The 24,662-nt window shown below is 57.2% G+C and carries 25 protein-coding genes; 15 read left to right on the forward strand and 10 right to left on the reverse strand.

Features of this window, described 5'->3' with window-relative positions; translation table 11 throughout:
• Window positions 1-191: 191 nt before the first annotated feature.
• A complete protein-coding gene (queF, locus tag ACW5XC_RS01675) occupies window positions 192-1,040 on the reverse strand; it encodes an NADPH-dependent 7-cyano-7-deazaguanine reductase QueF (RefSeq protein ID WP_042053255.1) in 849 nt (282 codons plus the stop codon).
• A 204-nt stretch (window positions 1,041-1,244) separates the two neighbouring features.
• Between queF and syd the strand changes: the two genes are divergently transcribed.
• A complete protein-coding gene (syd, locus tag ACW5XC_RS01680; protein WP_042053253.1) occupies window positions 1,245-1,793 on the forward strand; it encodes a SecY-interacting protein in 549 nt (182 codons plus the stop codon).
• A gap of 92 nt (window positions 1,794-1,885) precedes the next feature.
• Here the strand turns inward: syd and ACW5XC_RS01685 are convergent, their stop codons facing one another.
• The 5 genes from ACW5XC_RS01685 to ACW5XC_RS01705 all read right to left on the reverse strand — a co-directional run bounded on the left by ACW5XC_RS01685 (window position 1,886) and on the right by ACW5XC_RS01705 (window position 4,816).
• Window positions 1,886-2,671 (reverse strand): Zn-ribbon-containing protein, encoded by a 786-nt coding sequence (locus ACW5XC_RS01685; RefSeq protein WP_042053254.1) that lies wholly within the window; start codon window positions 2,669-2,671, stop codon window positions 1,886-1,888.
• A gap of 3 nt (window positions 2,672-2,674) precedes the next feature.
• Window positions 2,675-2,971, reverse strand: coding sequence for a DNA-binding protein (locus tag ACW5XC_RS01690; RefSeq protein ID WP_005343755.1), 297 nt, complete (start codon window positions 2,969-2,971; stop codon window positions 2,675-2,677).
• An 83-nt stretch (window positions 2,972-3,054) separates the two neighbouring features.
• The gene (locus ACW5XC_RS01695; RefSeq protein ID WP_005338602.1) at window positions 3,055-3,291 is read right to left on the reverse strand and encodes a DUF2789 family protein; all 237 of its coding nucleotides are present in this window, start codon (window positions 3,289-3,291) and stop codon (window positions 3,055-3,057) included.
• A gap of 74 nt (window positions 3,292-3,365) precedes the next feature.
• A complete protein-coding gene (locus ACW5XC_RS01700) occupies window positions 3,366-3,665 on the reverse strand; it encodes a DUF3301 domain-containing protein (RefSeq protein ID WP_042055093.1) in 300 nt (99 codons plus the stop codon).
• A gap of 110 nt (window positions 3,666-3,775) precedes the next feature.
• The gene (locus ACW5XC_RS01705) at window positions 3,776-4,816 is read right to left on the reverse strand and encodes a DUF3549 family protein (RefSeq protein WP_042055095.1); all 1,041 of its coding nucleotides are present in this window, start codon (window positions 4,814-4,816) and stop codon (window positions 3,776-3,778) included.
• A gap of 276 nt (window positions 4,817-5,092) precedes the next feature.
• Here ACW5XC_RS01705 and ACW5XC_RS01710 point away from each other — a divergent pair, with 276 nt between their 5' ends.
• From ACW5XC_RS01710 to ptsG, 6 genes are all read left to right on the forward strand, one after another.
• Complete coding sequence (locus ACW5XC_RS01710) at window positions 5,093-5,428, forward strand: YqcC family protein (RefSeq protein ID WP_005338596.1); 336 nt, start codon at window positions 5,093-5,095, stop codon at window positions 5,426-5,428.
• Window positions 5,425-6,198 (forward strand): tRNA pseudouridine(65) synthase TruC, encoded by a 774-nt coding sequence (truC, locus tag ACW5XC_RS01715; RefSeq protein ID WP_019445213.1) that lies wholly within the window; start codon window positions 5,425-5,427, stop codon window positions 6,196-6,198. Before ACW5XC_RS01710 ends, truC begins: the two co-directional genes overlap by 4 nt.
• 90 nt (window positions 6,199-6,288) lie before the next feature.
• Complete coding sequence (locus ACW5XC_RS01720; RefSeq protein WP_042055099.1) at window positions 6,289-6,729, forward strand: flavodoxin; 441 nt, start codon at window positions 6,289-6,291, stop codon at window positions 6,727-6,729.
• A gap of 542 nt (window positions 6,730-7,271) precedes the next feature.
• A complete protein-coding gene (locus ACW5XC_RS01725; RefSeq protein WP_005349751.1) occupies window positions 7,272-8,585 on the forward strand; it encodes a maltoporin in 1,314 nt (437 codons plus the stop codon).
• A 91-nt stretch (window positions 8,586-8,676) separates the two neighbouring features.
• A complete protein-coding gene (locus tag ACW5XC_RS01730) occupies window positions 8,677-9,648 on the forward strand; it encodes a MalM family protein (protein WP_042055101.1) in 972 nt (323 codons plus the stop codon).
• Window positions 9,649-10,071: 423 nt separating this feature from the next.
• Entirely contained in the window at window positions 10,072-11,502 is a 1,431-nt protein-coding gene (gene ptsG / locus ACW5XC_RS01735; protein ID WP_005338586.1) for a PTS glucose transporter subunit IIBC, read from the forward strand.
• Window positions 11,503-11,773: 271 nt separating this feature from the next.
• Here ptsG and ACW5XC_RS01740 read toward each other — a convergent pair whose 3' ends face one another.
• The 4 genes from ACW5XC_RS01740 to map all read right to left on the reverse strand — a co-directional run bounded on the left by ACW5XC_RS01740 (window position 11,774) and on the right by map (window position 16,795).
• Window positions 11,774-12,157, reverse strand: coding sequence for a DUF3461 family protein (locus ACW5XC_RS01740; protein WP_005338583.1), 384 nt, complete (start codon window positions 12,155-12,157; stop codon window positions 11,774-11,776).
• 126 nt (window positions 12,158-12,283) lie between these two features.
• A complete protein-coding gene (dapD, locus tag ACW5XC_RS01745) occupies window positions 12,284-13,111 on the reverse strand; it encodes a 2,3,4,5-tetrahydropyridine-2,6-dicarboxylate N-succinyltransferase (protein ID WP_005338581.1) in 828 nt (275 codons plus the stop codon).
• Window positions 13,112-13,285: 174 nt separating this feature from the next.
• A complete protein-coding gene (gene glnD, locus ACW5XC_RS01750; RefSeq protein WP_042055103.1) occupies window positions 13,286-15,922 on the reverse strand; it encodes a bifunctional uridylyltransferase/uridylyl-removing protein GlnD in 2,637 nt (878 codons plus the stop codon).
• Between the two features lie 84 nt (window positions 15,923-16,006).
• Window positions 16,007-16,795 carry a type I methionyl aminopeptidase gene (gene map, locus ACW5XC_RS01755; RefSeq protein WP_042055107.1) on the reverse strand — a complete coding sequence of 263 codons (789 nt, stop codon included), beginning with the start codon at window positions 16,793-16,795 and terminating at the stop codon, window positions 16,007-16,009.
• A gap of 371 nt (window positions 16,796-17,166) precedes the next feature.
• On the opposite strand from map, the gene rpsB reads away from it, so the two are divergent.
• The 8 genes from rpsB (at window position 17,167) to rseP (ending at window position 24,628) form a co-directional block, all read left to right on the forward strand.
• Window positions 17,167-17,895 (forward strand): 30S ribosomal protein S2, encoded by a 729-nt coding sequence (rpsB, locus tag ACW5XC_RS01760; RefSeq protein ID WP_005303470.1) that lies wholly within the window; start codon window positions 17,167-17,169, stop codon window positions 17,893-17,895.
• Window positions 17,896-17,999: 104 nt separating this feature from the next.
• Entirely contained in the window at window positions 18,000-18,881 is an 882-nt protein-coding gene (tsf, locus tag ACW5XC_RS01765) for a translation elongation factor Ts (protein WP_005338578.1), read from the forward strand.
• A 71-nt stretch (window positions 18,882-18,952) separates the two neighbouring features.
• Complete coding sequence (gene pyrH / locus ACW5XC_RS01770) at window positions 18,953-19,687, forward strand: UMP kinase (RefSeq protein WP_005338577.1); 735 nt, start codon at window positions 18,953-18,955, stop codon at window positions 19,685-19,687.
• 101 nt (window positions 19,688-19,788) lie between these two features.
• A complete protein-coding gene (gene frr, locus ACW5XC_RS01775; protein WP_042055110.1) occupies window positions 19,789-20,346 on the forward strand; it encodes a ribosome recycling factor in 558 nt (185 codons plus the stop codon).
• Between the two features lie 72 nt (window positions 20,347-20,418).
• Entirely contained in the window at window positions 20,419-21,195 is a 777-nt protein-coding gene (gene uppS, locus ACW5XC_RS01780; RefSeq protein WP_005338574.1) for a polyprenyl diphosphate synthase, read from the forward strand.
• Window positions 21,196-21,222: 27 nt separating this feature from the next.
• On the forward strand, window positions 21,223-22,080 hold the full coding sequence (locus ACW5XC_RS01785; protein WP_042055113.1) for a phosphatidate cytidylyltransferase: 858 nt from the start codon (window positions 21,223-21,225) through the stop codon (window positions 22,078-22,080).
• Window positions 22,080-23,276, forward strand: coding sequence for a 1-deoxy-D-xylulose-5-phosphate reductoisomerase (ispC, locus tag ACW5XC_RS01790; RefSeq protein ID WP_042055115.1), 1,197 nt, complete (start codon window positions 22,080-22,082; stop codon window positions 23,274-23,276). Before ACW5XC_RS01785 ends, ispC begins: the two co-directional genes overlap by 1 nt.
• Window positions 23,276-24,628: a sigma E protease regulator RseP gene (rseP, locus tag ACW5XC_RS01795; RefSeq protein WP_042055117.1), complete on the forward strand. Its 1,353-nt coding sequence runs from the start codon at window positions 23,276-23,278 to the stop codon at window positions 24,626-24,628. Before ispC ends, rseP begins: the two co-directional genes overlap by 1 nt.
• Window positions 24,629-24,662: the final 34 nt, after the last annotated feature.

Here is a 24,662-nt window from a genome sequence, read left to right on the forward strand (position 1 = left end):
AGGTGTTGGCATGTTATCCAAGCCCCCCCCTGCGAGTCCAGCGTTTACTGTGGTTTGCTGGTGGCCATCAAGTGGGTTTCGTCTGGATTTTATTATCCAGCCCCCTTATCACAGCTGCGTAAAGCATCGATTGAAACCTTTTTGCCAGTCATGGAGGGCAGTGCGACTGCCCTCTCTGTCGCAACTCGACTTTATTGGCGGATTAGACGCAGGTTGGCGGGCACTGTTTCGAAATTGGAGCGGAACGGGTTGATGTCGAGGCCGCCGCGACGGGTATAGCGGGCATAGACGGTCAACTGCTCAGGCTGGCAATAGTGCTTGAGGTCGATAAAGATCCGCTCGATGCACTGCTCGTGGAACTCGTTGTGCTGGCGGAACGAGATGAGATAGCGCAGCAGCTTCTCCCGATCGAGTTTCGGCCCTTTGTAGCGGATCACTACAGAGCCCCAGTCCGGCTGGCTGGTCACCAGACAGTTGGATTTGAGCAGGTGGCTGTGCAGGGTCTCTTCTACCTGATCGCTACCGGCTGCCCCTTGCAGCAGGGACGCATCAAATTCGTAATTGTCTACCTCGATATCCTGCTCGTCGATGCACTCGCCGGGCAGCTGGGCAATCTGGTGCGGCGCCTTGTCGAGTGGGAACAGGGTCACCTTGACGGTCTCGCCGGCACAGGCACTCAGATCCTTGGTCAGCATGGCGACGACTGCCTCGATAGAGTCGCAACGGGTCTGATTGAAGGAGTTGAGGTAGAGCTTGAAGGATTTGGATTCGATCAGGTTCGCACTGGTGGCCGGAATGGCCACTTCACCCACCGCCACCATCGGCTTGCCCTTGGCATTGAGCCAGGAGAGCTCATAGAGGGTCCAGACATCGCAACCGCTAAAGGGCAGATCATCGCCCAGCTGGAGATCATCCCGGTTCAGGCTGCGGGGAACCGGCTGCAGCAGGGAGGGGGTGTACTGGCTGATGTAATCGGATTGCTGGCCCAGGCTCAGGCCGGTCAGGGCGCTGGCCCCGGCGTATCTATCTTGTTTGCTCACAGGGTTGCTCACGTAATGTGCTCATGATGAGTGGAATGAAACAGGCCATTGCTGGGCCGGATGGTTGCAGCCGTTTGGCTTGGGCGTCGGCCTCTCTGTATCCCGGGTTCTGTTTCTCGGGTCGCAAGGTCGGCTGGCAACCTTGTCTGTTACCGAGTTTGGTGGTGCAATAGCGGACTTTGCCAGCAATTGTGGGGATTTTCGATGTCGGATCAAGTTTTGTCTGCCCTGGAGCACTTTTTTGCCCGCTGGCAACGGGACGGCGAGGCCAGACGAGGCCTGCCCCTGTGCGAGTGGGAGGCGGATTGGCGTTCCCCCTGCCAGCTTGGTGAGCCCGCCGATGGTCGGGTGGCCTGGCGTCCTCACCATCGCTCCGAGCCCGCCGACTTTGCAGCCATGGCCGATGCCCTCGAGCTGACAATTCATCCCAGCGCCATTGCCCTGTTCGGGCACTGGTTCAGTCGCCCCATCCCCTGCCTTTTCAAGGGGCTGCGCCTTGAACTGATCTTGCCATGGAACGACGCGGATCTCGACCTGCTCAAGGAGAACCTCATCGGCCACCTGCTGATGCTGCGCAAGCTAAAACGAACCCCCTCCATCTTCATTGCCACCACCCGCAACGAGATGACGCTCATCTCCCTTGATAACGAGAGTGGTCAGGTGTGGCTGGAGTGGCTCGATTCCGGCCGCCGTCTGACGTTGGCGCCCTCCTTGCCGGCGTTTCTGGAACGGCTTGAGACGTTGCCGCAATAGCGCAGGTTCGAGCCAAGGTTACTCATCGGAACGAAAAGAGCCTTGCCATGCGGCAAGGCTCTTTTTTATGGCATCGCGTACAGGGAACGCGCTTAATCCTTGAAATCCCAGGAGAGGTTGGAGACCAGGCGGCAGCTGTCGCACTTGAAGTCGAAGATCTCGTGCAGTGGCTCTGCCAGCGCCCACTCACCGCCACAGCTGGGGCAGGAGCGCGCCTTCTCCTCGGCAGCGCTCAACCCGCCCACCCGGTAGAGGTAGTAGTAGGTGGGGATGCCGCTCAGCACTTCCAACCGTTTGGCCAGATCGCTGCCGCGCCGGTAGAGGCGGCTGCCCACTTCGCCGATTTCGTGCAGCGCCGCATGTTCGGCGATGGAGCCGTTCATCTGCAACTGATCGCACGCCTCCCAATCCTCCTGCCACTTGATGATCTGTTTCTGATCGCCGTTGGCGACCGCGGGCAGTTGGTAGAGCGGAATGGGGGCGAAGTGGTCGCCACAGCGCAGCGGCGAGCAGGTGTGCAGGAAGCTGGTGTAGAGCATCATCCAGCTCGGCCGCTCGCCCTGCTGGCCGCAAGGATCTGTGCTATCGGAGAGCAGATCCGCCCCCTGCAGCTGGAGTTTTGGCGCCAGCAACCCCGCCTGATTGAGCTGCTGCTCGGCCAGTTTGACCTGCTCGCTCTGGTTGTCGGGGTGCAGGCTATCCTGCTCCGGGCAGACCACCCGACTGACGAAATAGCCGTCATGCATGCTGGTGGGGAACTCCCGCCCGAGGATCTGGCCCTGATAACGCAGCATGTCGAGGTAGTTGACGATGGCCCGCTCGGCGTCGCCAAGGGAGGTATCGCGGTAACACTCAAAGCAGAGTTCGACGATATACATGGTTCAGCCTTGCCCCTGCTGGAGGAGCAGGTCGGTCAGGCGATCCACCTTCTGTTCGATGCGCGCGAGCTGTTCGGCGAGTTGCTGCAGGGTGAGCTCCGGTGCTGGCTGAGGCACAGCCTCTGGCAGGATCTCGCTCTCGGCGGTCGCAACTGGCTGCTGCTTCCACTGGCTCAGCACTTTCAGCAGCTCGGCCATCGGCACAGGCTGGGTGAGGCGGGCCTTGATCATGGCAGTGGTGGGCGTCAGGCCCTTGGCGGCCAGCTCGTTGGCAATTCGGATGATCTCGTGGGCGGACATAAGCATGCTCTGGGTGAGAAGGGGGGATCGATATCGGGGCGGGATCTTAACCAAAGCCGGCAGGGGAGGAAAGGGGCGGGCGGCTAGCGGGGCTGGCGCAACATCACATCGAGCTGGTCGATCGCTTCACACCAGTCGGAGTCGTTCCACAGGGCGTCGCGCAGAAAGCTTGCCTGGGCGGCGTTCCAGAAACCGGCCTCCGGCAGCAGGGTCTCATTGTCGAGGTGATGGTCGTGCACAAAGCGGTGCAGGCTCAGCTCGTCGTTGGCCATCCCGAGCTGGGCAAACAGGGCTGGCAGATCGTGGACAAGGGGTTCCATCTCGTCTCTCCCTTTGTTTAATCCCTGAGATTATAGACAGGCACAGCCATCGGGCGCAGAGACGAGATTGGGGATCAGGCAGAGGGGATGCGATGGGGTGGCAAATCAACGCCCACGACGTGCAGCCCCTGCATCTTGAGGGTGCCCTGATAGCGGCTCTCGCCATCGCTGGAAAATTCAAACTGATAGTGGGTCAGCAGCCGCAGGGGATTATGTGCCAGCTCCCGCCGATGGCGAGCCAGTGACAGCAGTTGCAGATCATGGTGCTGGCAGTAGCGGCGCACATATTGCCAGGCCACTTCTGCCTGTTGGCGTTGCAGCCAGAACAGGCCGGCAATCGCAATCAGCAACAAAATTCCGAGCATCTCTCCCATAGGCGGGCTTCCTTATCGTGATGTCGATAACCGGGAGTCCTGCTCGGCACTCCCGATCTCCTTTCTATTTCCCGCCGTGTTGCCTCGTGGCGTGAGGGGGAGGCGAGGGATCAGGCCGAGGCAAACAGACGGCCGATGGCCTTGCCCAGCGCATCGCTGCGCTCGGGGTCTCGCAGTCTGGCCAGCATATCATTGCGCAGGGCCGGTAAAGTGACCAACTCGGCAAAAACCTGATTGAAGAACTGGGTCGGTTGCAGTGCCAGCTGTTCCAGATAGTGGCTGAGCAGATTGGCATCTTTCAGATCGGGCCAGAGCCGGCCGGCGATGGCGAGCAGCAGCGCAGGGCTCGGCTGGGTTTGCAGCAGTGTCAGCAGCTTGTTGGTGCGCAGCGTGCTTCCGGGGCAGGAGGCCATGGCGCGGCAAAGATAGGCCAGGGTCTCCGGGTTGGGGACGGCGCACTCCTGCTCCTTGCCGATCCGCTCGAGCAAGGCGCCTTGTACTGCCGGTGGCAGCGGGGCGTTTTCAAGGCTCTGGCAGAGGGCGTAGAGCGGCTCTTGCGGCAGTTTGGGCAGCGCCTTGCAGATCAGCGCCAGATTGCGTTCATCATGCAGTCGCTCGGCCAGATCGGCAAAGCCCTGCAGCCCCAGCGTCTGCCAACCGGTGTCGTTGGGGGTGGCCAGATAGTGGCAGAGGGCATCGTAATAGGCGGAAGGAGCCTGCTCCAGCTGGCGCGCCAGCTTGGCGTGCAGACTGGCCATTTTTGCCTCCGCCGGGCGGAAGGTGTAGGGATTGTCGGCCAAGCGCTGGGCTTTCTCTTCATCCAGATCGCCGGTGAGCTTGTAGCCCAGGGTCTCCACCACCTGATCCATGAACAGCTTGGGGCCATTTGACATCAACAGACCGCGCTCATCGAGGGCAAACTTGAGGAACCAGAGGTAGTGGCGAGACTCGCTCGGCTGGAAGAAGTGCACACCGAGCCAGGCGTGCTGTTGCAGCGGCCAGGGGTAGGGCTCCTGCTGCTGTTCGATGCGCACAAAGGTATCGCTTGCCAGTGGCCGCACCTGGCGGCCCATGTCAAACAGCTGGAACTGGGTGCCAGCCTGAGTCAGAAATTCGGTCAAGGTATTGATGGCAGTAGGCGTCGCAGACATGGTGAGATCCGGCTAATGGTGATGCGGGCCGATTATAAGGCCCTTGCCGAGGATAGCCAGTGGCAGCAGACGTGCGCTGCGGCAGATATCAACATGGCAGCCATGCGGGGGGAGGTGTATAGTATCGCCCTTTTTTAAAGTCGGCAGGCCGCGCTGGCTGCCGTGTATGTCGACGAGCCGGCTGAATCGCCGGTGCTGCGTGACGGAATTTATTTGCATCCTGGCTGGCCCTGTCGGGTCAGCGGATCAATCTGTGGTTATGAGGAAGAGAGCGAGATGAATCAATATTTGCTGGTAGCTGGCCTGTTGGGGGAACTCACCGCCGAGTTGCAGCGCCTTGAGCGCTGGCAAGCTGACCATCCCGGTGACGAAGCCCTGGCAAGCACCTTGCCTTTTTGTGTCGATACCCTGAGCTTTGATCAGTGGCTGCAGTTCGTGCTGATCCCGCGCATGGAGCAGCTGGTGATGTTGCAGGCGCCGCTGCCCACCAGCGTCTCCCTTTATCCCATGGCCAGCGAAGTCTATAAAGAAGATCTGGCCGAGGCAGAAGCGCTGCTGCGCCTGATCGCCCGCTTCGATCTGCTGCTTTCCGGCAAAGTGATCGAACAATGATGCCTGCGCAAACTCGAGAAGAGAGTGACCTGAAGCTGACCCTGCTCTATCAGGATGAGTGGCTGGTGGCGGTCAACAAGCCGTCCGGTCTGCTGGTGCACCGCAGTTGGCTCGACAAGGGCGAGACCCGTTTTGCCATGCAGATGACCCGGGATCTCATCGGTGGTCGCCATGTCTATCCGGTGCATCGCCTCGACCGACCCACCTCCGGTGTGCTGCTGTTTGCGCTCGATCCGGTGATTGCCCGCGCACTGACCGAAGCCTTTACCCAGCGTCAGGTGCACAAGGAGTATCTGGCATTGGTGCGCGGCTGGGCGCCCGAGCAGGGGGTGATCGACTATCCCCTAAAGGAGCAGCTGGACAAGATTGCCGATGCCATGAGCAACCCGGATCGCCCGGCGCAGGATGCCGTCACCACCTTCCGGCGCCTGCATCAGGTCGAGCTGCCCCACGCGGTCTCCAAGAAGCACCCTACCAGTCGCTACAGTCTGGTCAGATTGTTCCCGAAGACCGGCCGCAAGCATCAGTTGCGCCGCCATATGGATCATCTGTTCCATCCTATTGTGGGCGACACCACCCACGGGGATGGCCGCCACAACCGTTTCTTTCGCGAGCACTTTGGCTGCGAACGGCTGCTGCTGGTGGCCCGCACCCTGAGCTTTACCCATCCGGTGCTCAAGGTGCCGATGCGGATCCAGGCGCCACTCGGTCAGGATGTGCTGCGCCTGTTTGCCGAGCTGGGCTGGCCCGCCAGCGAGAGCGACTACTAAGCGCCTGATCCTCAGCCTTGAACCGGTGGCATCTGACGCCAGCTTGCTGATAGAGTTGCTCAAAAGAGTGACTCAAGCAGGGAGAGGAGAATGGCGCAGATCGATATCGTGGTAGGAACTGTCTATGGCGCAGCCATGCTGGTGGCCGAGACCTTGGCAGATGAGCTGGAACGCAAGGGGCATCACTGTTCTCTGCACGAAGAAGCACGGCTGGCGGACATAGACCCCGGCCGTTTTTTATTGCTGGTCAGTGCCACTACAGGACAGGGGGACATTCCTCCCAATCTGCAGCCCTTTGCCAGCGAGCTGGCTGACAAGGCGCCCTGGCTCAAGGGGCTGCGGTATGCCCTGATTGCCATGGGGGACAGCAGCTATGACCATTTTTGTGGTGCGGGCCGTCGGCTGGACGGATTGCTGCAAGAGCTGGGCGCCACGCGAGTGATTCCCCCGCTGGAGCTAGATGCTACCGTGCACGATGAACCCGAACAGGTGGCACTCAGCTGGCTGAAAAAGTGGGATATTCAGCCCTGAATATTCTCTGAAAAAGAGCCATATCAATCCCCTGATCCTTAACCGGCAGGGGATTGTTATTTGCACAAATGTCATCTCACTCAGCAAGCATATTTCCCACTCTTATTGTCGATAGTGGCGGAGGGATATTTTCCCCTTTTGGCATTCCATCGGCGTAATGGTTTCAAGCGCACCGCAGACCCGTTCTCCAAATAAAAGTTCAATCTTGAAAGCGATCTCAGTCATGTTTTTGTCATTCGATCGTAAAATAACGACTTTGGTTCAGTCGCAAATTAATTGCTGGTAACGCTTTCAGGTTTGGTGTGATTGCTTGTTTTGCGGTTTTATTGGTTAACTGTTGCCTTGTTGGCCGTTTTTTTGCTGGCAGGTGTTGTGGCTATCGTTTGCCGAGCGATTTGTCGCCATTTTGTGAGTCGCTTCATATTTGTCGTGAAATACGCTCCCTATAATCAACCTCGGTTATCACCAACAGGATTACATGGTGATAAGAAGTTGAATATTCAGGATCACACTCCTCACTGCGGGAAATAAGGAATATGACAATGAAAATGAAGTGGCTCCCGATTGCAGCAGCTGTTACTGCCGCCCTGGCTTCCCAAGCCGCCTTTGCCGTAGATTTCCACGGTTACTTCCGTTCCGGCGTCGGTGTTTCCGGCGACGGCGACATGGTTAAATACAACGTCAATAAAGTTGGCCGTCTGGGTAACGAAAATGATACCTACGGTGAAGTGCAACTGGGTCAGGAAGTATTCAACAAAGATGGCAAGACTTTCTATGTTGATTCCATGTTTGCCATGGCTTCCAACGGTTCAAACGACTGGGAAGGTACCGGTACTGTTTGTAACTTCGATGCCAAGCAGTGCAATGGTGATTCTGACTTCGCTCTGCGTCAGTTCAACGTACAAGCCAAAGGCTTGCTGAACTTTGCTCCTGAAGCAACCCTGTGGGCTGGTAAGCGTTACTATCAACGCCATGACATCCACATCTCCGACTTCTACTACTGGAACATCTCTGGTGCTGGTGCTGGTATCGAAGGCATCCAGGCTGGTCCGGGTAAAGTCTCTTTCGCATGGGTACGTAACGACCGTAGCGCAAAAGACGTGTTCGGCGAGTACACCAATACCGGTACCAGTGCAGCTCCAAACTACGTGAAGAACGAAGATCTGAACGTCAATACTCTGGATCTGCGTTATGCCGGCATCCCGCTGTGGACCGATGCCTCTCTGGAACTGGGCGTGGATTACGCTCTGGTCAATGAAACCAATGATCAGAAAGCACTGAAGAAAGATCCGCAAGATGGCGTCATGCTGACTGCTGAACTGACCGCAGGCATCCTCGGTGGTTTCAACAAAACCGTGCTGCAATACGGTACCGAAGGTTACTCCAAGACTATGGCTTTCTATGGCGATGGTTCCTGGTACGGTGCTGAAGCCAAAGACGGTGCCGATGGTTTCCGTATCATCAACTGGGGCGTTGTTCCGATGGGCAACTCCTGGGAGATGGGTCACCAGCTGGTTTACGGTGTAGGCAACGAAATGTGGGATGGCAACGACAAGTACGAAACCATGTCCGCTGTTATCCGCCCGATGTACAAGTGGGATGACTTCAACAAGACCATCTTTGAAGGCGGCTACTTCAAGGACAACAACAAGTCTACCAATGGTAGCGAAGACAAAGATGCTGGCTACAAGCTGACCCTGGCACAAGCCTGGTCTGCCGGTTCCAGCTTCTGGGCCCGTCCGGAAATCCGTGTGTTCGCCTCCTATCTGGCTAACGACGAAGACAAGAAAGTCTTCGAAGGCAATACCTCCAAAGACACCTACCAATTTGGTGTTCAAGCAGAAGCTTGGTGGTAAGCAAAAGTTTAAGTTAAGTTAGTGACTGCCCCCTTATGGGGGCAGTTTTGTTTCGCCGGATCACGGCCACCGGATTATGGAGATAAGAAAAATGAAACGGGTAAAGATGTCTATTGCAGCCGTAATCACTGCGCTATTAACCGGTTGTGCCGGAAACATGGTTGTTCCTCTGCAAGAACATGGCTCGATCTTGAGCGATGCAGATCAAGCCAAGCAAGCGTTGGCCAAAGCCTCAAGCTGCTGTGTGGCGTTTAAAGATTTCAGTTATGCCCCCTTGCCTGAAGGTGAGACCTTGCTGGCCATTGATGGCAAGCAACCCACTTTTCAGTTTGATGAGGGGATGAGTTACTTTGCTGCCTATCGCTTGCCGACCAACACCGGCAATCTGGCGATCAGCCTGGCATCACAGGTGAGTAAAACCGTGATGGTGCCCAAGGTCATTATGCTGGATGCCGAGTTCAAGGTGACTCGGGTCCTAGGTGAGTCAGTATTCAGCTATCAGCCTGCTCACTTGCTCGATAACGACCGTATTGAAGGGCGTGTTTTTGTTGACCGCAGCATGCCTGGCAACCCGGCCAGCGAAACATACATGATCGTTTATGCGCCCGCGGATAAGCTCTCTGGCAGCACAACAATCCTGCATCCATCAAAAGCGTTTGCTCGCGCTAATGGTACCGTGGAGCCTGATATCAAGGATCCGGTGATCCCGCACTCCCCGTGGGGTTTGGTGCAGATCAAAGTCAAAGATATGGCCCGTGGAAGTGGCCTTGAAGCGGTATTCAAACCCGAATATGCCGACAAGGTGGCCATGAGCCAGGGTCAGCAGGTTGCCGCGATAGCGACTACCGCAGCCGTTACCACAACTGCAACAGCTGCGGTCGCAGCCAAACCTGCTCCTGCCATGTTGAGTGAAACTGAAACCTTCTATCAGAGTCAGATCGAAAAAGCGGTCAAGGCGGGGGATATCGACAAGGCGATGAAGCTGGTGAACGAGGCCGAGCGGGCTGGTTCAACCAAAGCAAAAAGCGTGTTTATTGATGCGGTCAAGCGGTCGCAAAAATAGAATAATACGACCATTTACTGGTCAGATATATTTATTGAGGCCTCCCTTGTTGGAGGCCTTTTTAATCGGTAGACTGTAATAAATAAAAATCACACCGTTACATTGAGTTACAATGGGTTTCTATTTGATATAAATGGCATTATTAAAATACAAAGTGAAACTGTTATTTATATGTCTTTGTAATAGAGTGATAATGCGGATTATTAACTTATATTAGATGCGTTTTTTAGCCGCTAAACAAGTTGTGATCTTCCCTCCAAATTCAATATTCCCCCGCCTTCGAAAGCAGCAATTTATGACCCGCTGGGTTATATTCTGATGGTCAAAATAAACAAGCCCGACTCGAAGATATCTGAATGAATCAGTGCTTATTTCATCCAGATAGATCGTTCAGGGACGACAATCCATTCAGGAGCGCACACAATGTTCAAAAATGCTTTCTCTAATCTGCAAAAGGTTGGTAAGGCGCTGATGCTGCCAGTATCAGTCTTGCCAGTCGCAGGTATTCTGCTGGGGGTGGGTGCTGCCCACTTCAGCTGGATGCCGGAAATTGTCTCCCAATTAATGGAGCAAGCCGGTGGTTCTGTATTTGGCCAGATGGCCCTGCTGTTCGCAGTGGGTGTTGCTCTGGGCTTTACCAATAACGACGGTGTATCCGGTCTGTCAGCCATCGTTGGCTACGGCATCATGGTCGCAACCCTGAAGGTCATGGCACCTGTGATGGGGGTTGAAACCATTGAAACCGGCGTGCTGGGTGGTATCCTGGCCGGTGGTATCGCTGCCTGGGCGTTCAACCGTTTCTACAAAATCCAGCTGCCAGAGTACCTGGGCTTCTTCGCGGGCAAACGTGCCGTACCCATCATCACCGGTTTCCTCTCCATCGGTCTGGGTGTGATCCTGTCCGTGATTTGGCCGCCAGTGGGTGGCGCCATCGGTGCCTTCTCTGACTGGGCTGCCAACCAGAACCCGGTACTGGCCTTCGGTATCTACGGCGTGGTTGAGCGCTCCCTGATCCCGTTCGGTCTGCACCACATCTGGAACGTACCGTTCTTCTATCAGGCTGGTACCTGCGTCAACGGTGCCGGTGAAACTGTTCACGGTATCATGACCTGCTTCTTGACTGCTGATGACGCGTCCCGCGCTGCCGGTAACGGCTTTGGTCAGCTGGCTGGTGGCTACCTGTTCAAAATGTTCGGTCTGCCTGCTGCTGCGTTCGCCATTGCTCACGCTGCCAAGCCGGAAAACCGCGCCAAGATCGTTGGTATCATGGCCTCTGCTGCCCTGACCTCTTTCCTGACCGGTATCACCGAGCCGATTGAATTCTCCTTCCTGTTCATCGCTCCGGTTCTGTACGCCATCCACGCGGTACTGGCTGGTCTGGCTTATGTGCTGACCAACTCTCTGGGTATCGTACACGGTCACACCTTCTCCAACGGCTTCATCGACTTCGTGGTGCAATCACCGCGTGCCGACAACATGCTGCTGCTGGTTGGTCTGGGTCTGGTTTACGCGGCCATCTACTACGTGGTATTCAGCTTCGTTATCCGTGCCATGAACCTGAAAACCCCGGGTCGTGAAGACGAGACTGCTGAAGAGGCCGTTGGCCAAGGCAAAGACGAGATGTCTGCTGCTCTGGTTGCCGCCTTCGGTGGTAAAGAGAACATCGCTTCTCTGGATGCCTGCATCACCCGTCTGCGTGTTGGTGTGAAAGATGTTGCCAAGGTTGACCAGGCTGGTCTGAAGAAACTGGGTGCTGCCGGTGTGGTAGTGGCTGGTTCCGGCGTTCAAGCCATTTTCGGTACTAAGTCCGACAACCTGAAAACCGACATGGACATCTGGATGAAGAGCAACTAATCCTGTTGTCTGAATATCAGCGTGTTTGAAGAGGGAGGCGAAAGCCTCCCTCTTGCTATTTCTGGTTATGGAGCGTGCGAGTCGCTGTAGATCGATCTCGGCAGGAGTCTCTTTGCCCAAGGAGCTACATATAGCGGGATGCCCTATGTCGGCACAACTGCTGGTGTGCCTCGCGGTGCCTTATCGCACGTCATCACCAGATAAACCCATATAAAGTCAGCCAATAAAAAGAGCGCCACATCGAGCGCTCTTTAAGCAAGAGGGGGGAGGGTTAGAGTTTCTCCAGATCCCGCTCAATCTCGCTGATCTTGTTCTGTACCACTTTTTCCAGATGGCGCAGGTCGCGCAGGATCTTCTGCTTGATGTCCGGGTCGGCTTGCTGATGGACGCCCTGGGTCAGGTTGTCCAGCTCATCCACCACATACTTGAGGTTGGCGTTGATCTCGGTGACATCCTTGTACTCATGGGTACCGGAATCGACCAGCATAGTCTTGCGCTGGCGGGGATACTTGAATTTGACACTCTTGGCGAAGAACTCGCCCTTCTGCTTCTTGAAGTAGATCTTGAGGATGTCGTGGTTGGCCTCCTGGCGCAGGGTGTAGCTGTCGACGGAGGCGGGATCCTGGATTCCCAGGCTCTTCAGATTCTCGTACATCAGGCTTCCTCGGTTTGAAACGATCCTGTCCCATCCATCTTAACCGATGCCTCATGGCTTGCCTGTGACAGGGGCGCCAAAATGAAAAGGGCGCCATCAGGCGCCCTTTCATCACAGCAATGCTGATTACTCGTCGATGGAGCGCAGCAGAGCGTTGATGCCGACTTTGGCACGGGTTTTGGCATCGACCTTTTTGACGATCACCGCCGCGTAGAGGCTGTACTTGCCGCACTTGGAGGGCAGGGAGCCGGAGACGACTACAGAGCCAGCCGGTACGCGGCCGTAGTGAATTTCGCCGGTTTCGCGGTCATAGATGCGGGTGGACTGGCCGATAAAGACGCCCATGGAGATGACGGAACCTTCCTCAACGATCACCCCTTCAACCACTTCGGAGCGGGCGCCGATAAAGCAGTTGTCTTCGATGATGGTCGGGTTGGCCTGCAGCGGTTCCAGTACGCCGCCGATGCCGACGCCGCCGGAGAGGTGGACGTTCTTACCGATCTGGGCGCAAGAGCCGACAGTAGCCCAGGTATCGACCATGGTACCTTCGTCAACGAAGGCGCCGATGTTGACATAGGAGGGCATCAGCACGGTATTGGGGGCGATAAAAGAGCCTTTGCGGGCTGTTGCCGGCGGCACCACGCGCACACCCGCTTCCTTGAACTGCTCGGCAGTGTAGTTGGAGAACTTGAGGGGAACCTTGTCGTAGTACTGGGCATCGTCGCCCTTGATGATGCCGTTGTCGTTGATGCGGAAGTAGAGCAGTACCGCTTTCTTCAACCACTGATGGACAACCCACTCACCGGCGATCTTCTCGGCAACCCGCGCCTTGCCGGAGTCCAGCAGGTCGATGGCTTGCAGGATGGCGGACTTGGTGGCGCTATCCACGGAGCCCGGAGTAATGGTGTCGCGGCGCTCGAAGGCCGCTTCAATGATCTGTTGCAACTCGGTCATGACAGGTTTCCTTTAAAAAATTCTGTTTGTTGTATCACACTTTTCCGACTGTTTTTAAGGGGTTGACCGGAATTCTTCCGGCCAGCGGTCATTTCTTCATCCGGTGTGTGCCAACCAGTTGTTTGGCATGGCAAAAAACGCCCGGCAACCAGCCTCTTTCGAATCACTCTGCGCTTAATCCAGCACCGACTGCTGGGGGTTGAGTTGGTGTACCAGTCGCTCTTCCAGCTGTTTTTGCTGCTCCGCCGTCAGTGGCTCGCCATCGAGGCTGGTCAGGCTGAAAAAGTCCTCGACCCTCTCACCGAAAGTGGCAATTTTGGCGGCGTGCAGCGACAGTCCGCACTGCTGGAAAACGGCACCGATCCGCGCCAGCAGACCGGGGGTATCGAGGGCAGTCAGCTCCATCAGGGTGTGACGGCTTTCCCCTTTGTGGGGCAGAAAGACTACCCGGGTCGGCACGCTGAACTGGCGGTGGCGCCGCGACAGCGGCTTGTTGCGCAGCACCAGCTTGCCCGGCTCCTGCAGCGCCTTCTCCAACGCCTTCTTGATGGTGGCTGTGCGGTTGGGGCTGATGGGTTCGCCGCTCGGCTCCAGCACCACGAAGGTATCGAGTACATAGTTGCTGCGCGAGTTCATGATCTGGGCGTCGTGGATGTTGAGGTTCTTCTGATCCAGCGCCGAGGCGACGGTGGCAAACAGATTCGGGGTATCGCGGCAGTAGATAAATACCTCGCTGCCGCCGCGGGTCGGGTGTTTGCCGATGATCACCAGCGGTGCCGGATTGTCGCCATGCTCGATGATGTGGCGGCAGTGCCAGGCGATCTGCTCCGGGCTGTGGCGCAGGAAGTAGTCGGCCTTGAAATCGGCCCAGAGCTGATTGATCGCCTCTTCCGATACATCCCGTTGCGCAAGCAGTTGCTTGGCCTGACGCTGGTTTTCGCGAATGCGCAGCCGCATGTCGGGCGGGTTCTCCAGCCCCTGGCGCAGCGCCTTCTGGGTCGCGAAGTAGAGCTCCCGCAGCAGGGTGCCCTTCCAGTCGTTCCACAGGGTGTCGTTGGTGGCGCAGATATCAGCCACGGTAAGGCAGTAGAGCAGGTCAAGATGCTGCTCGTCGCGCACCTTCTGGGCAAAGTCGGTGACCACGTCGGGGTCATAGATATCGCGGCGCTGGGCGGTAACCGACATCAGCAGATGGTGGCGCACCAGCCAGGCGACCAGTCGACTCTCGTAGCGATCCAGACCGTGCAACTGGCAGAACTCCAGCGCATCGACGGCGCCGAGCTCCGAGTGATCGCCGCGCCGCCCTTTGGCGATGTCGTGGAACAGGGCGGCGATGCTGAGCAGCTCCGGTTTGCGCAGCCGGGTGAAGACCTCGTGGCAGAGCGGGTGGCTCTGGCGACTGGCCGGATTGGGGAACTGGTGAATGTTCTTGAGCAGCCGGTGGGTGTGCTCATCCACCGTATAGGCGTGGAACATGTCAAACTGCATCTGGCCGACGATGAGGTTCCATTGCGGCAGATAGGCAGCGAGGATGCCGTATTTGTGCATCAGGGTAAGCGGCAGGCCGATGCCGTTGGGATGGCGCAGCAGCGCCATAAACAGGCGGCGGCAGTCCGGCAACTCCTGCAGCCAGCAGTTGAGCTTGCGGCGCGCCTCGCGCAGCTGGCGTAGGGTGGCGGAGTGGATGCCTGCAATCTCGGGATGCTGGGCCATCTGATAGAAGAGACGCAGAATAGCGACCGGTTCACGGGCAAACAGCTCGGCATCGACCGCATCGATGAGGCGGCCACGGAGCTGGAACTCGTCGGAGAGGCGGCGCACATCCATGGCGCTGTTGCCGAGGATCGCCTCGTCAAACAGTTGCAGCAGCATCTCGTTGAGTTCGGCGACCCGCCGCACCGTCTGGTAGAAGCGCTTCATCATCTGCTCGACCGGAGCGTTCCCTTCCCCCTCGAAGCCCAGCATCTGGGCCACGGTGCGCTGGCGGTCGAACAGCAGGCGGTTGTCCCCCTTGTTGATGGCCATATGTAGGGCAAAGCGCACCTTCCAGAGGAAGTTCTGGCAGTCGAGCAGCTCGCGGTACTCGGCGCGGTTGAGAAAGCCGTGGCTGGTCATCTCGAACAAGGTGGTGGCGCCGAAGTGGCGACGGGCGACCCAGGCCAGGGTCTGAATGTCGCGCAGGCCGCCCGGATTGCACTTGAGATCCGGCTCCAGTTTGTAGGCGGTACCGAGAAACTGCTGGTGCCGCTCCGCCTGCTCTTGGCGCTTGGCACGAAAGAAGGCTTCACTTGGCCAGAAGTGCTGGGGGCTGGTCGCCTCCTTGAGTTGCCGGAAACCCTCCTGGCGACCTGTGATGTAGCGGGCCTCGATGAGGTTGGTGGCGACCGTAATATCGGCGCGCCCCTGCTCGAGGCACTCCGCCACGTTGCGCACCGCCTGACCCACCTCCAGCTTGAGATCCCACAACAGGGTGATGAACTCGCCAATGCGTAGTCCCAACACTTCGTCCAGTTCGTCGCCGTCATAGAGGATCAGCAGGTCGATATCGGAGTGGGGGTGCAGCTCGCCGCGGCCATAGCCCCCCACCGCGATCAGGGTCAGGTCGCTCTTGTCGAAGCCAAACTTCTGCCACAGGCGGCAGAGCAACTGATCCATGTATTCGGAGCGGGTGGCAACCAGCTCGATGATGTTGTCACCGGCATCGAAACGGGCGTGCAGCCAGCCGAGAAAGCGGCTCAGGTACTCTTTGCAGTTATCGCGGGTGAGCTGGTCGTCGGGTAACAGATGAGGGGAAAGCAGGCTGGCGTCCATGGCATCTCACACACAAGTGGCAGGCATCTGGCTGAAACAGGCAGTAAAAACCCCGGCGCTTTTCACAAGGGCCGGGGTTCGATGTTAGCTGTGTTTGATGAAGCGGTCGATAGTGTCGTCCGGGCGCAGGGTCAGTACCTCGCAGCCATCCTCGGTCACCAGCAGGGTGTGTTCCCACTGGGCGGAGTCGCCGCCATCCTTGGTGGTCACGGTCCAGCCATCCTTCGGATTGACCTTGCAGTGATACTTCTTGCTGTTGACCATCGGCTCGATGGTGAAGCACATGCCTGCTTTCAGCTCCAGCTTGCCACTGTTGCGGTAGTGCAGGATCTGCGGCTCTTCGTGGAACTCGGCACCGATGCCGTGGCCGCAGTAGTCACGCACCACGGAGAAGCCGACCTTCTCGACGATGGGCTGGATCACGGCGCCAATTTCGGTGATGCAGGCACCCGGACGTACCTTCTTGATGGCAGCGTAGAGGCTCTCTTGCGCAACCTTGCAGAGCTGGCGGCGCAGCGGGGTGGTTTCCCCCACGATGAACATGGCCGAGGTATCGCCGTGGTAGCCATCCTTGATGACGGTGATATCCAGGTTGATGATGTCGCCATCGCGCAGCTTCTTGTGATTCGGGATACCGTGGCAGATCACATCGTTTACCGAGGTGCAGATGGATTTGGGGAAGCCGTGGTAGTTGAGCGGAGCTGGAACCGCCTGTTGTACGTCGACAATATAGTCGTGGCAGAGGGTGTTCAGTTCGTCAGTGGTGACGCCAGCTTTGACATGGGGCGCAATCATGACCAGCACATCGGCGGCCAATTGGCCGGCAACGCGCATCTTTTCAATCTCTTCCGGTGTCTTGATTTTAATGGACATGGGATCTCTCTTGCGGCCTGCCGCTGGGCCTGCGAGGGCAGACAGGACAGGTAATGAAAAATAGATGCGTTTGCAATCAGGGCAAAATTTTATCCGCAACCCCCGCGTACTTCCAGTGTGATTGTCATCACAACGTCAAATCGGCGTCGCAGCATCCTCTGGCGGGATCCATATTTACACCTGTTTAGGGTGTCGGCCGGTGGTGTCCTGAACAAAGTTATGGTATAAAGCGCGCCGGAATGGGGAACTTGCGTCCCGATTTCATCACCCTTACTTAAACAACACACACACATCGACACATATGCCGGGGTGCCTTAACGGGTCGGTTATATGGGATGTGTGGAGGCCTAACCCCAATACAGAGGTATAAAATGGCTAAAGTTTCTATGCGCGACATGCTGCAAGCCGGCGTTCACTTCGGTCACCAGACTCGTTACTGGAACCCGAAAATGAAATCCTACATCTTCGGTGCCCGCAGCAAAGTTCACATCATCAACCTGGAAAAAACCGTTCCGATGTTTGACGATGCCATGAACTTCATCAGCTCCGTAGCTGCCAAGAAAGGCAAGGTACTGTTCGTAGGTACCAAGCGTGCCGCGTCTGAAGCCGTAAAAGAAGCCGCTGAGCGTTGCGACCAGTTCTATGTTAACCACCGCTGGCTGGGCGGCATGCTGACCAACTGGAAAACCGTTCGTCAGTCCATCAAGCGCCTGAAAGATCTGGAAACCCAGAGCCAAGACGGTACCTTCGACAAGCTGACCAAGAAAGAGGCGCTGATGCGTACTCGCGAAATGGAAAAGCTGGAGAAGAGCCTGGGTGGTATCAAGAACATGGGCGGCCTGCCTGACGTTCTGTTCGTTGTCGATGCCGACCACGAGCACATCGCTATCAAAGAAGCCAACAACCTGGGTATCCCGGTAGTTTCCATCGTTGATACCAACTCCAACCCGGACGGCGTTGATTACGTCATCCCGGGTAACGACGACGCTATCCGTGCTGTTCAGCTGTACCTGAATGCTGCTGCTGACACCGTACTGGAAGCTCGCGCTCAGGACATCGTTGTTCAAGCTGAACAAGATGGCTTCGTTGAAGCTGAGTAATTGATAAGGACTGCAAAGCCCTTATTAACCAAGCTGATGTAATTGGTTAGCAGGGGCCCTTGTGGCCCCTGTTTCTTGTCAATTCAAGACCGAGGATACTGGACATGGCTAACGTTACTGCCGCCCTGGTAAAAGAACTGCGCGAGCGCACTGCCGCTGGCATGATGGATTGCAAAAAAGCACTGGAAGAAGCTGCTGGTGATATCGAGCTGGCAATTGAGAACATGCGCAAATCCGGTCAGGCCAAAGCCGCCAAGAAAGCTGGCCGTATCGCCGCTGAAGGCGTTATCTTTGCTCGCACCGAAGGCAACGTTGCCGTCATGATCGAGCTGAACAGCGAAACCGACTTCGTCGCCAAAGATGCCAGCTTCATGGCAATGGGCCAGAAGATCGCTGACATCGCTGCGACCCAGAAAATTGCTGACGTTGACGCGCTGAAAGCCGCTGACTTCGGTAACGGCGAATCCGTCGAGCTGACCATCACCAACCTGATCGCCAAGATCGGTGAGAACATGAACCTGCGTCGCGTGATGCTGGTTGAAGGTGACAACCTGGGTACCTACGTTCACGGTTCCCGCATTGGTGTTATCACCAAGCTGACCGGTGGTTCTGCCGAGCTGGCCAAAGATCTGGCCATGCACGTTGCTGCCAACAGCCCGCAATTCGTCAAGCCTGAAGACGTGTCTGCTGAAGTCGTTGCCAAAGAGCGCGAAATCCAGATCGACATCGCCATCAACTCCGGCAAGCCGAAAGAGATCGCCGAGAAGATGGTTGAAGGCCGCATGAAGAAGTTCACCGGTGAGGTTTCCCTGACTGGTCAACCGTTCGTGAAAGATCCTTCCATGACCGTTGCCGAGCTGCTGAAGAAAGAAGGCGCTGACGTTGTCTCCTTCACCCGTTTCGAAGTGGGCGAAGGCATCGAGAAGCAAGAGACCGATTTCGCTGCTGAAGTTGCAGCCCAAATCGCGGCCGCTCAAAAGGCCTAATCGAACCGGTTTTTCCGTTTCCCCAGACCGCGACTTATGTCGCGGTCTTTATATGACCAGGAATCAGTGACATGAGTACCAATCCCAAACCTGCATACAGACGTGTTCTTCTGAAGTTGAGTGGTGAAGCCCTGCAAGGATCCGAGGGTTTCGGCATTGATCCGGCGGTGCTGGAGCGGATGGCCCAAGAGATCAAAGAACTGGTTGAGTTGGGTGTTCAGGTCGGTCTGGTCATCGGTGGCGGCAACCTGTTCCGTGGTGCCGGTCTTGCCAAAGCGGGCATGAACCGCGTGGTGGGCGACCACATGGGTATGCTGGCAACCGTGATGAACGGTCTGGCCATGCGTGATGCCCTGCATCGTGCTTATGTGAATGCCCGTCTGATGTCTGCCATCTCCCTGCAGGGCGTCTGCGACTCCTACAGCTGGGCCGAGGCAATCAGCCAGCTGCGTGCTGGCAAAGTCGTTATCTTCTCTGCCGGTACCGGCAACCCCTTCTTCACTACCGATTCTGCGGCTTGCCTGCGCGGGATCGAGATCGAAGCTGACGTGGTGCTCAAAGCCACCAAGGTTGATGGTGTATACAACGAAGATCCGGTCAAGAATCCGGATGCCGTGCTGTATCATGAACTGAGTTATGATGAAGTTCTTGAAAAAGAGCTCAAGGTGATGGATCTTGCTGCCTTTACCCTGGCACGTGACCATGATCTGCCGATCCGCGTGTTCAACATGAACAAACCGGGTGCCCTGCGCCGGGTTGTCATGGGTGAACCGGAAGGCACTCTGATCCACCACGTTGGTAAATAAGATAAAAGTGAGCCACCTGGCGCTCTTATCCTATCCATCACGTCAGTAAATAAGATAGACACGGGCCGTGTAGCGGCTCGTTCGCCAAAAGGAAAACCACTGTGATCAACGAGATTAAAAACGACGCCAAGGAGCGCATGGGCAAGAGCGTAGAAGCGCTCAAGACTCAAATGTCCAAGATCCGTACCGGCCGCGCTCACCCGAGCCTGCTCGACGGCATCCAGGTTGAGTATTACGGTGCTGCCACTCCGCTGAAACAGTTGGCCAACGTCGTGGCAGAAGATGCTCGCACCCTCTCCATCTCCATTTTTGACCGCTCCATGATCCAGGCGGTAGAGAAGGCGATCCTGACCTCCGATCTGGGCCTGAACCCGTCCAGCAATGGCCAGACCTTGCGTGTGCCGCTGCCGCCGCTGACCGAAGAGCGTCGTCGTGACCTGACCAAGATCGTCCGTGCCGAAGCTGAAAATGCCCGTGTTGCCGTGCGCAACATCCGTCGTGACGCCAACGCTGACCTGAAAGCGTTGCTGAAGGACAAAGAGATCTCCGAAGACGACGACCGTCGCGCCCAGGAAGAGATCCAGAAACTGACCGACTCCTACATCAAGCTGGTCGATGAGGCCCTTGCCGTAAAGGAGAAGGAGCTAATGGAAATCTAACCGTCTGAAAGGTATATTACGAGCGCCGTGTAGTGCCCCTGCACGGCGCTTTTGTCTTTGTGGGAGAATTACATGTCGCTTTTGGCTGCGTTGGGTGATTGTGCCAACTCGTCTTTACCCCGTCACGTCGCCATCATCATGGATGGTAACGGTCGCTGGGCCCAGAACCGAGGCAAGATGCGGGTTTATGGCCACAAGGCGGGCGTCAAGTCAGTGCGCGAGGCCGTTACCTTTGCTGCGCGTGCCAAGATCGAGGCATTGACCCTGTTTGCATTCTCCAGCGAGAACTGGCGCCGCCCGGAAGGGGAGGTCAGTGCCTTGATGGAACTGTTCATCACAGTGCTGGGTCGTGAGGTGCAGAAACTGCACAACAACGGGATCCGGCTCAAGGTGATTGGCGATACTGCTCGCTTTAGTGAGCGGTTGCAGGCCAAAATCGCCAAGGCGGAAGCCTTGACCGCCAATAACAAGGGGTTGACCCTGAACATTGCGGCCAACTATGGCGGCCAGTGGGATATCGCCCAGGCGGCCCGCAAGCTGGCTAAAGCAGTGGCGGCCGGTGAACTGGCCGCTGACGACATTGATGAATCCATGTTGACCCGTGAGGTTTGCATGGCCGATCTGCCACCCGTGGACCTGTTGATCCGCACCGGTGGCGATCATCGCATCAGCAACTTTGTGTTATGGCAGCTCGCCTATGCCGAGCTCTATTTTACCCCGGTATTGTGGCCCGATTTCAACGAGGCCGAGTTCAGTGAGGCGGTCGCCTCTTTCGTTGCCCGCGAGCGTCGCTTCGGTTGCACGGGTGAACAGATACGGGAATTGATCGCCGAGCAGCAGACCGGCTAAACCCCGCTCCCAAGAGAGAGGTTTCTTTTGCTAAAACAACGAATTATTACTGCTTTGATGTTGATCCCCCTGGTGTTGGGGGCGCTCTTCTTTCTGCCATTGAAATTTTTTGCCCTGTTGGCTGCGCTGGTGTTTTTGTTGGCCAGTCGCGAATGGAGTGGGTTTGTCTCTGCTGCTCCGCAACAATGGTTACCCATCGTATTTTGTCTGTTGCTCGGTGCCAGCCTCTTTTGGCTGCCGGTGGAGCAACTCTGGACGCCCCACCTGCCCCCCCTCGTGATGGGCGTGCTCTGGACCGCGGTAAGCTGGTGGTTGCTGGGTCTGCTGCTGGTGCTGCGTTATCCCCAAAGCGCCAAGCTGTGGAAAGAGTCTATCTGGCTCAAGTCGCTGTTTGGTCTGGTGACCCTGGTTCCCTTCTTCTGGTCGCTGGTCGCCATCCGTGGTTACAACTTTTACCATGACCCCATGATGGGCGCCTGGATCCTGTTGTTCGTGATGGGACTGGTCTGGGCGGCAGATTCTGGCGCGTATTTTTTCGGCAAGGCGTTCGGTAAGCACAAGTTGGCACCGGCTGTGAGTCCGGGCAAAACCATCGAAGGGATGTGCGGCGGCCTCTTTACCGCCAGCCTGCTGGCTATCGGCGTTACTTGGTCGATGGGATTTGTTCCTGCCAAGATGATCACCGTGCTGTTTTGCTCTCTGCTGGCGGTGCTTGCCTCCGTACTCGGTGATCTGACCGAGAGCATGTTCAAGCGCGAAGCGGGCATCAAGGACTCCGGCACCCTGCTGCCGGGTCATGGCGGTATTCTCGACCGGATCGACAGCCTGACCGCCGCTCTGCCGGTGTTTCTGCTCAGTTATCTGCTACTCAGTCAGGAGTTTTGATGCACAAGTCACTGGTTATTCTGGGAGCCTCCGGCTCCATTGGTCAGAGTACCTTGAAAGTGCTGCGCCATAACCCGGGCAGTTGGCAAGTGTTGGCGTTGACCGCCGCCCGCAATGTGGATGCCATGTTGCGGGACTGCCTCGAATTCTCCCCCCGTTTTGCCGTGATGGTCGATGAGGATGCCGCCCGTGAACTCGCTGCCCGTTTGAAAGCGCACGGCTGTGCGACCCGGGTCATGTCTGGTGCAGCAGCCCTCTGCGATGTGGCCGCTCACCCGGACGCCCATAGCGTGATGGCCGCCATTGTCGGTGCGGCTGGTCTGGCCCCGACCATGGCCGCGGTACGTGCCGGCAAGCGTATTTTGCTGGCCAACAAGGAGGCGCTGGTGATGTCCGGTGCTTTCTTCATGGAAGCCGTGCGCGAACATGGCGCCGAGCTGCTGCCCATCGACAGCGAACATAATGCCATTTTCCAGTGTCTGCCGACCGCCGTGCAGCGCCAGCCCGGTTTTTGCGATCTGGCGGCGGCGGGGATCAGCAAGATTTTGCTGACCGGTTCTGGCGGCCCGTTCCGTTACACCGAGATCAGCGAGCTGGCGAAGGTGACGCCGGCGCAGGCCATCGCCCACCCCAACTGGTCGATGGGGGCCAAGATTTCGGTCGACTCCGCCACCATGATCAACAAGGGGCTGGAGTACATCGAGGCGCGCTGGTTGTTCAACGCGGCGCCCGAGCAGATCCAGGTGGTGATCCACCCGCAATCGGTGATCCACTCCATGGTGCAGTACAAGGATGGCTCCGTGCTAGCCCAGCTCGGCAACCCCGATATGTGCACTCCTATCGCCCACGCGCTGGCCTATCCCAATCGCATCCCTTCCAGCGTGGAACCTTTGGATTTCTTCAGTGTCGGAGAGTTCAGCTTTATCCGGCCTGATTACGATCGCTATCCCTGCCTGGCACTGGCCATCAATGCCTGCCACAAGGGGCAAGCAGCGACTACTGCGCTCAATGCGGCCAATGAAGAGGCGGTTGCCGCCTTCCTGGCCGGGCGCATCGGTTTTATGGATATTGCCCGGATCAACGAGGCAGTGATGCTGGCGCTGGAGAGCAGCGCCGTCGGCTCGCTTGATGATCTGTTTGCCCTGGACGGTGCGGCAAGAGCCCGTGCTCACACTTTGATTGAGGAGCTTGGCTGATGAGCGGTGTGTTGTGGAATATCGGTGCTTTTGTTGTTGCGCTGGGCCTGCTGGTCGCGGTGCACGAGTTTGGTCACTTCTGGGTGGCCCGTCGCTGTGGCGTCAAGGTTGAGCGCTTCTCCATCGGTTTTGGCAAAGCGATCTGGCGCCGGATGGGTAAGGATGGCACCGAATATGTGCTGGCGCTGATCCCGCTCGGTGGTTACGTCAAGATGCTCGATGGCCGGGTCGATGAACTCAAGCCCGGTGACGAGCAGTATGCCTTCAACCACAAGAGTGTCTGGGCGCGGATGGCGATTGTTGCCGCAGGTCCCATGGCCAACTTCGTGTTTGCCCTGTTTGCCCTCTGGCTGATGTTTATCATCGGGGTGCCGAGCGTCAAGCCGGTGATCGGTGAGGTGCGTCCGGCATCCATCGTGGCCGAGGCGGGTGTGCTGCCGGGGATGGAGATTGTCGGGGTCGGCGATGAGCAGACCGGTGACTGGGAGAGCGTCACCTACGCCCTTATCAGCCATCTGGGTGATGATGCTGTGACTCTCAAGGTGCAGGCACCCAATACCAGCTATGCCACCGACAAAACCTTGTCGCTGACCGGCTGGACCTTCGATCCGGATAAAGAGTCGCCCATCGGCAGCTTGGGAATTATCCCCCTGAGTGGCAAAGTGCTGCCAGTCGTGGCTGCCGTGGTGGCCAAGAGTGCCAGTGAAAAGGCGGGGTTACAGGTCGGTGACCGTATCAAACAGGTCGGCGATCAGCCTATTACCGCGTGGGCCCAGTTTGTCGAACTGGTGCAGCAGGCTCCGGGCGAACCCCTGCAAGTGGTGGTTGAGCGCAACAACAGTGATCTCAACGTGACCCTGACCCCGGATAGCCGCAAGTTGCAGGGCAAGCTGGTAGGATTTGTCGGTCTCTCGCCGCAACTGGTTCCATTACCGGATGAATATCGAATTCTGTTACAGTATGGGCCTTTGCAGGCGCTGTGGCATGGCGCGGACAAGACTTGGAGCCTGATCACGCTCACCTTTGACATGATTGGCAAGTTGATCGGTGGCATCGTGTCGCTGGACAACCTGAGCGGCCCCATCTCCATTGCCAAGGGCGCCGGCAGCAGTGCCGACTATGGTCTGGTCTATTTCTTGAGTTTTCTGGCGCTGATCAGCGTCAACCTGGGGATTATCAATCTGTTCCCCCTGCCGGTGCTCGATGGTGGCCATCTGGTCTATTTCCTGATCGAAGCGGTCACCGGCAAGCCGGTATCAGAGAAAATACAGGAAGTGGGTTTCAGGATCGGCGCCGCCATTCTGATGTTATTGATGGGCATTGCGCTGTTTAACGATTTCGCTCGCCTCTGAGGCCAGAGCATCAACAAGGACACATAAGAACAAA

This window comes from Aeromonas sp. 25-AL00135 (assembly GCF_054052385.1).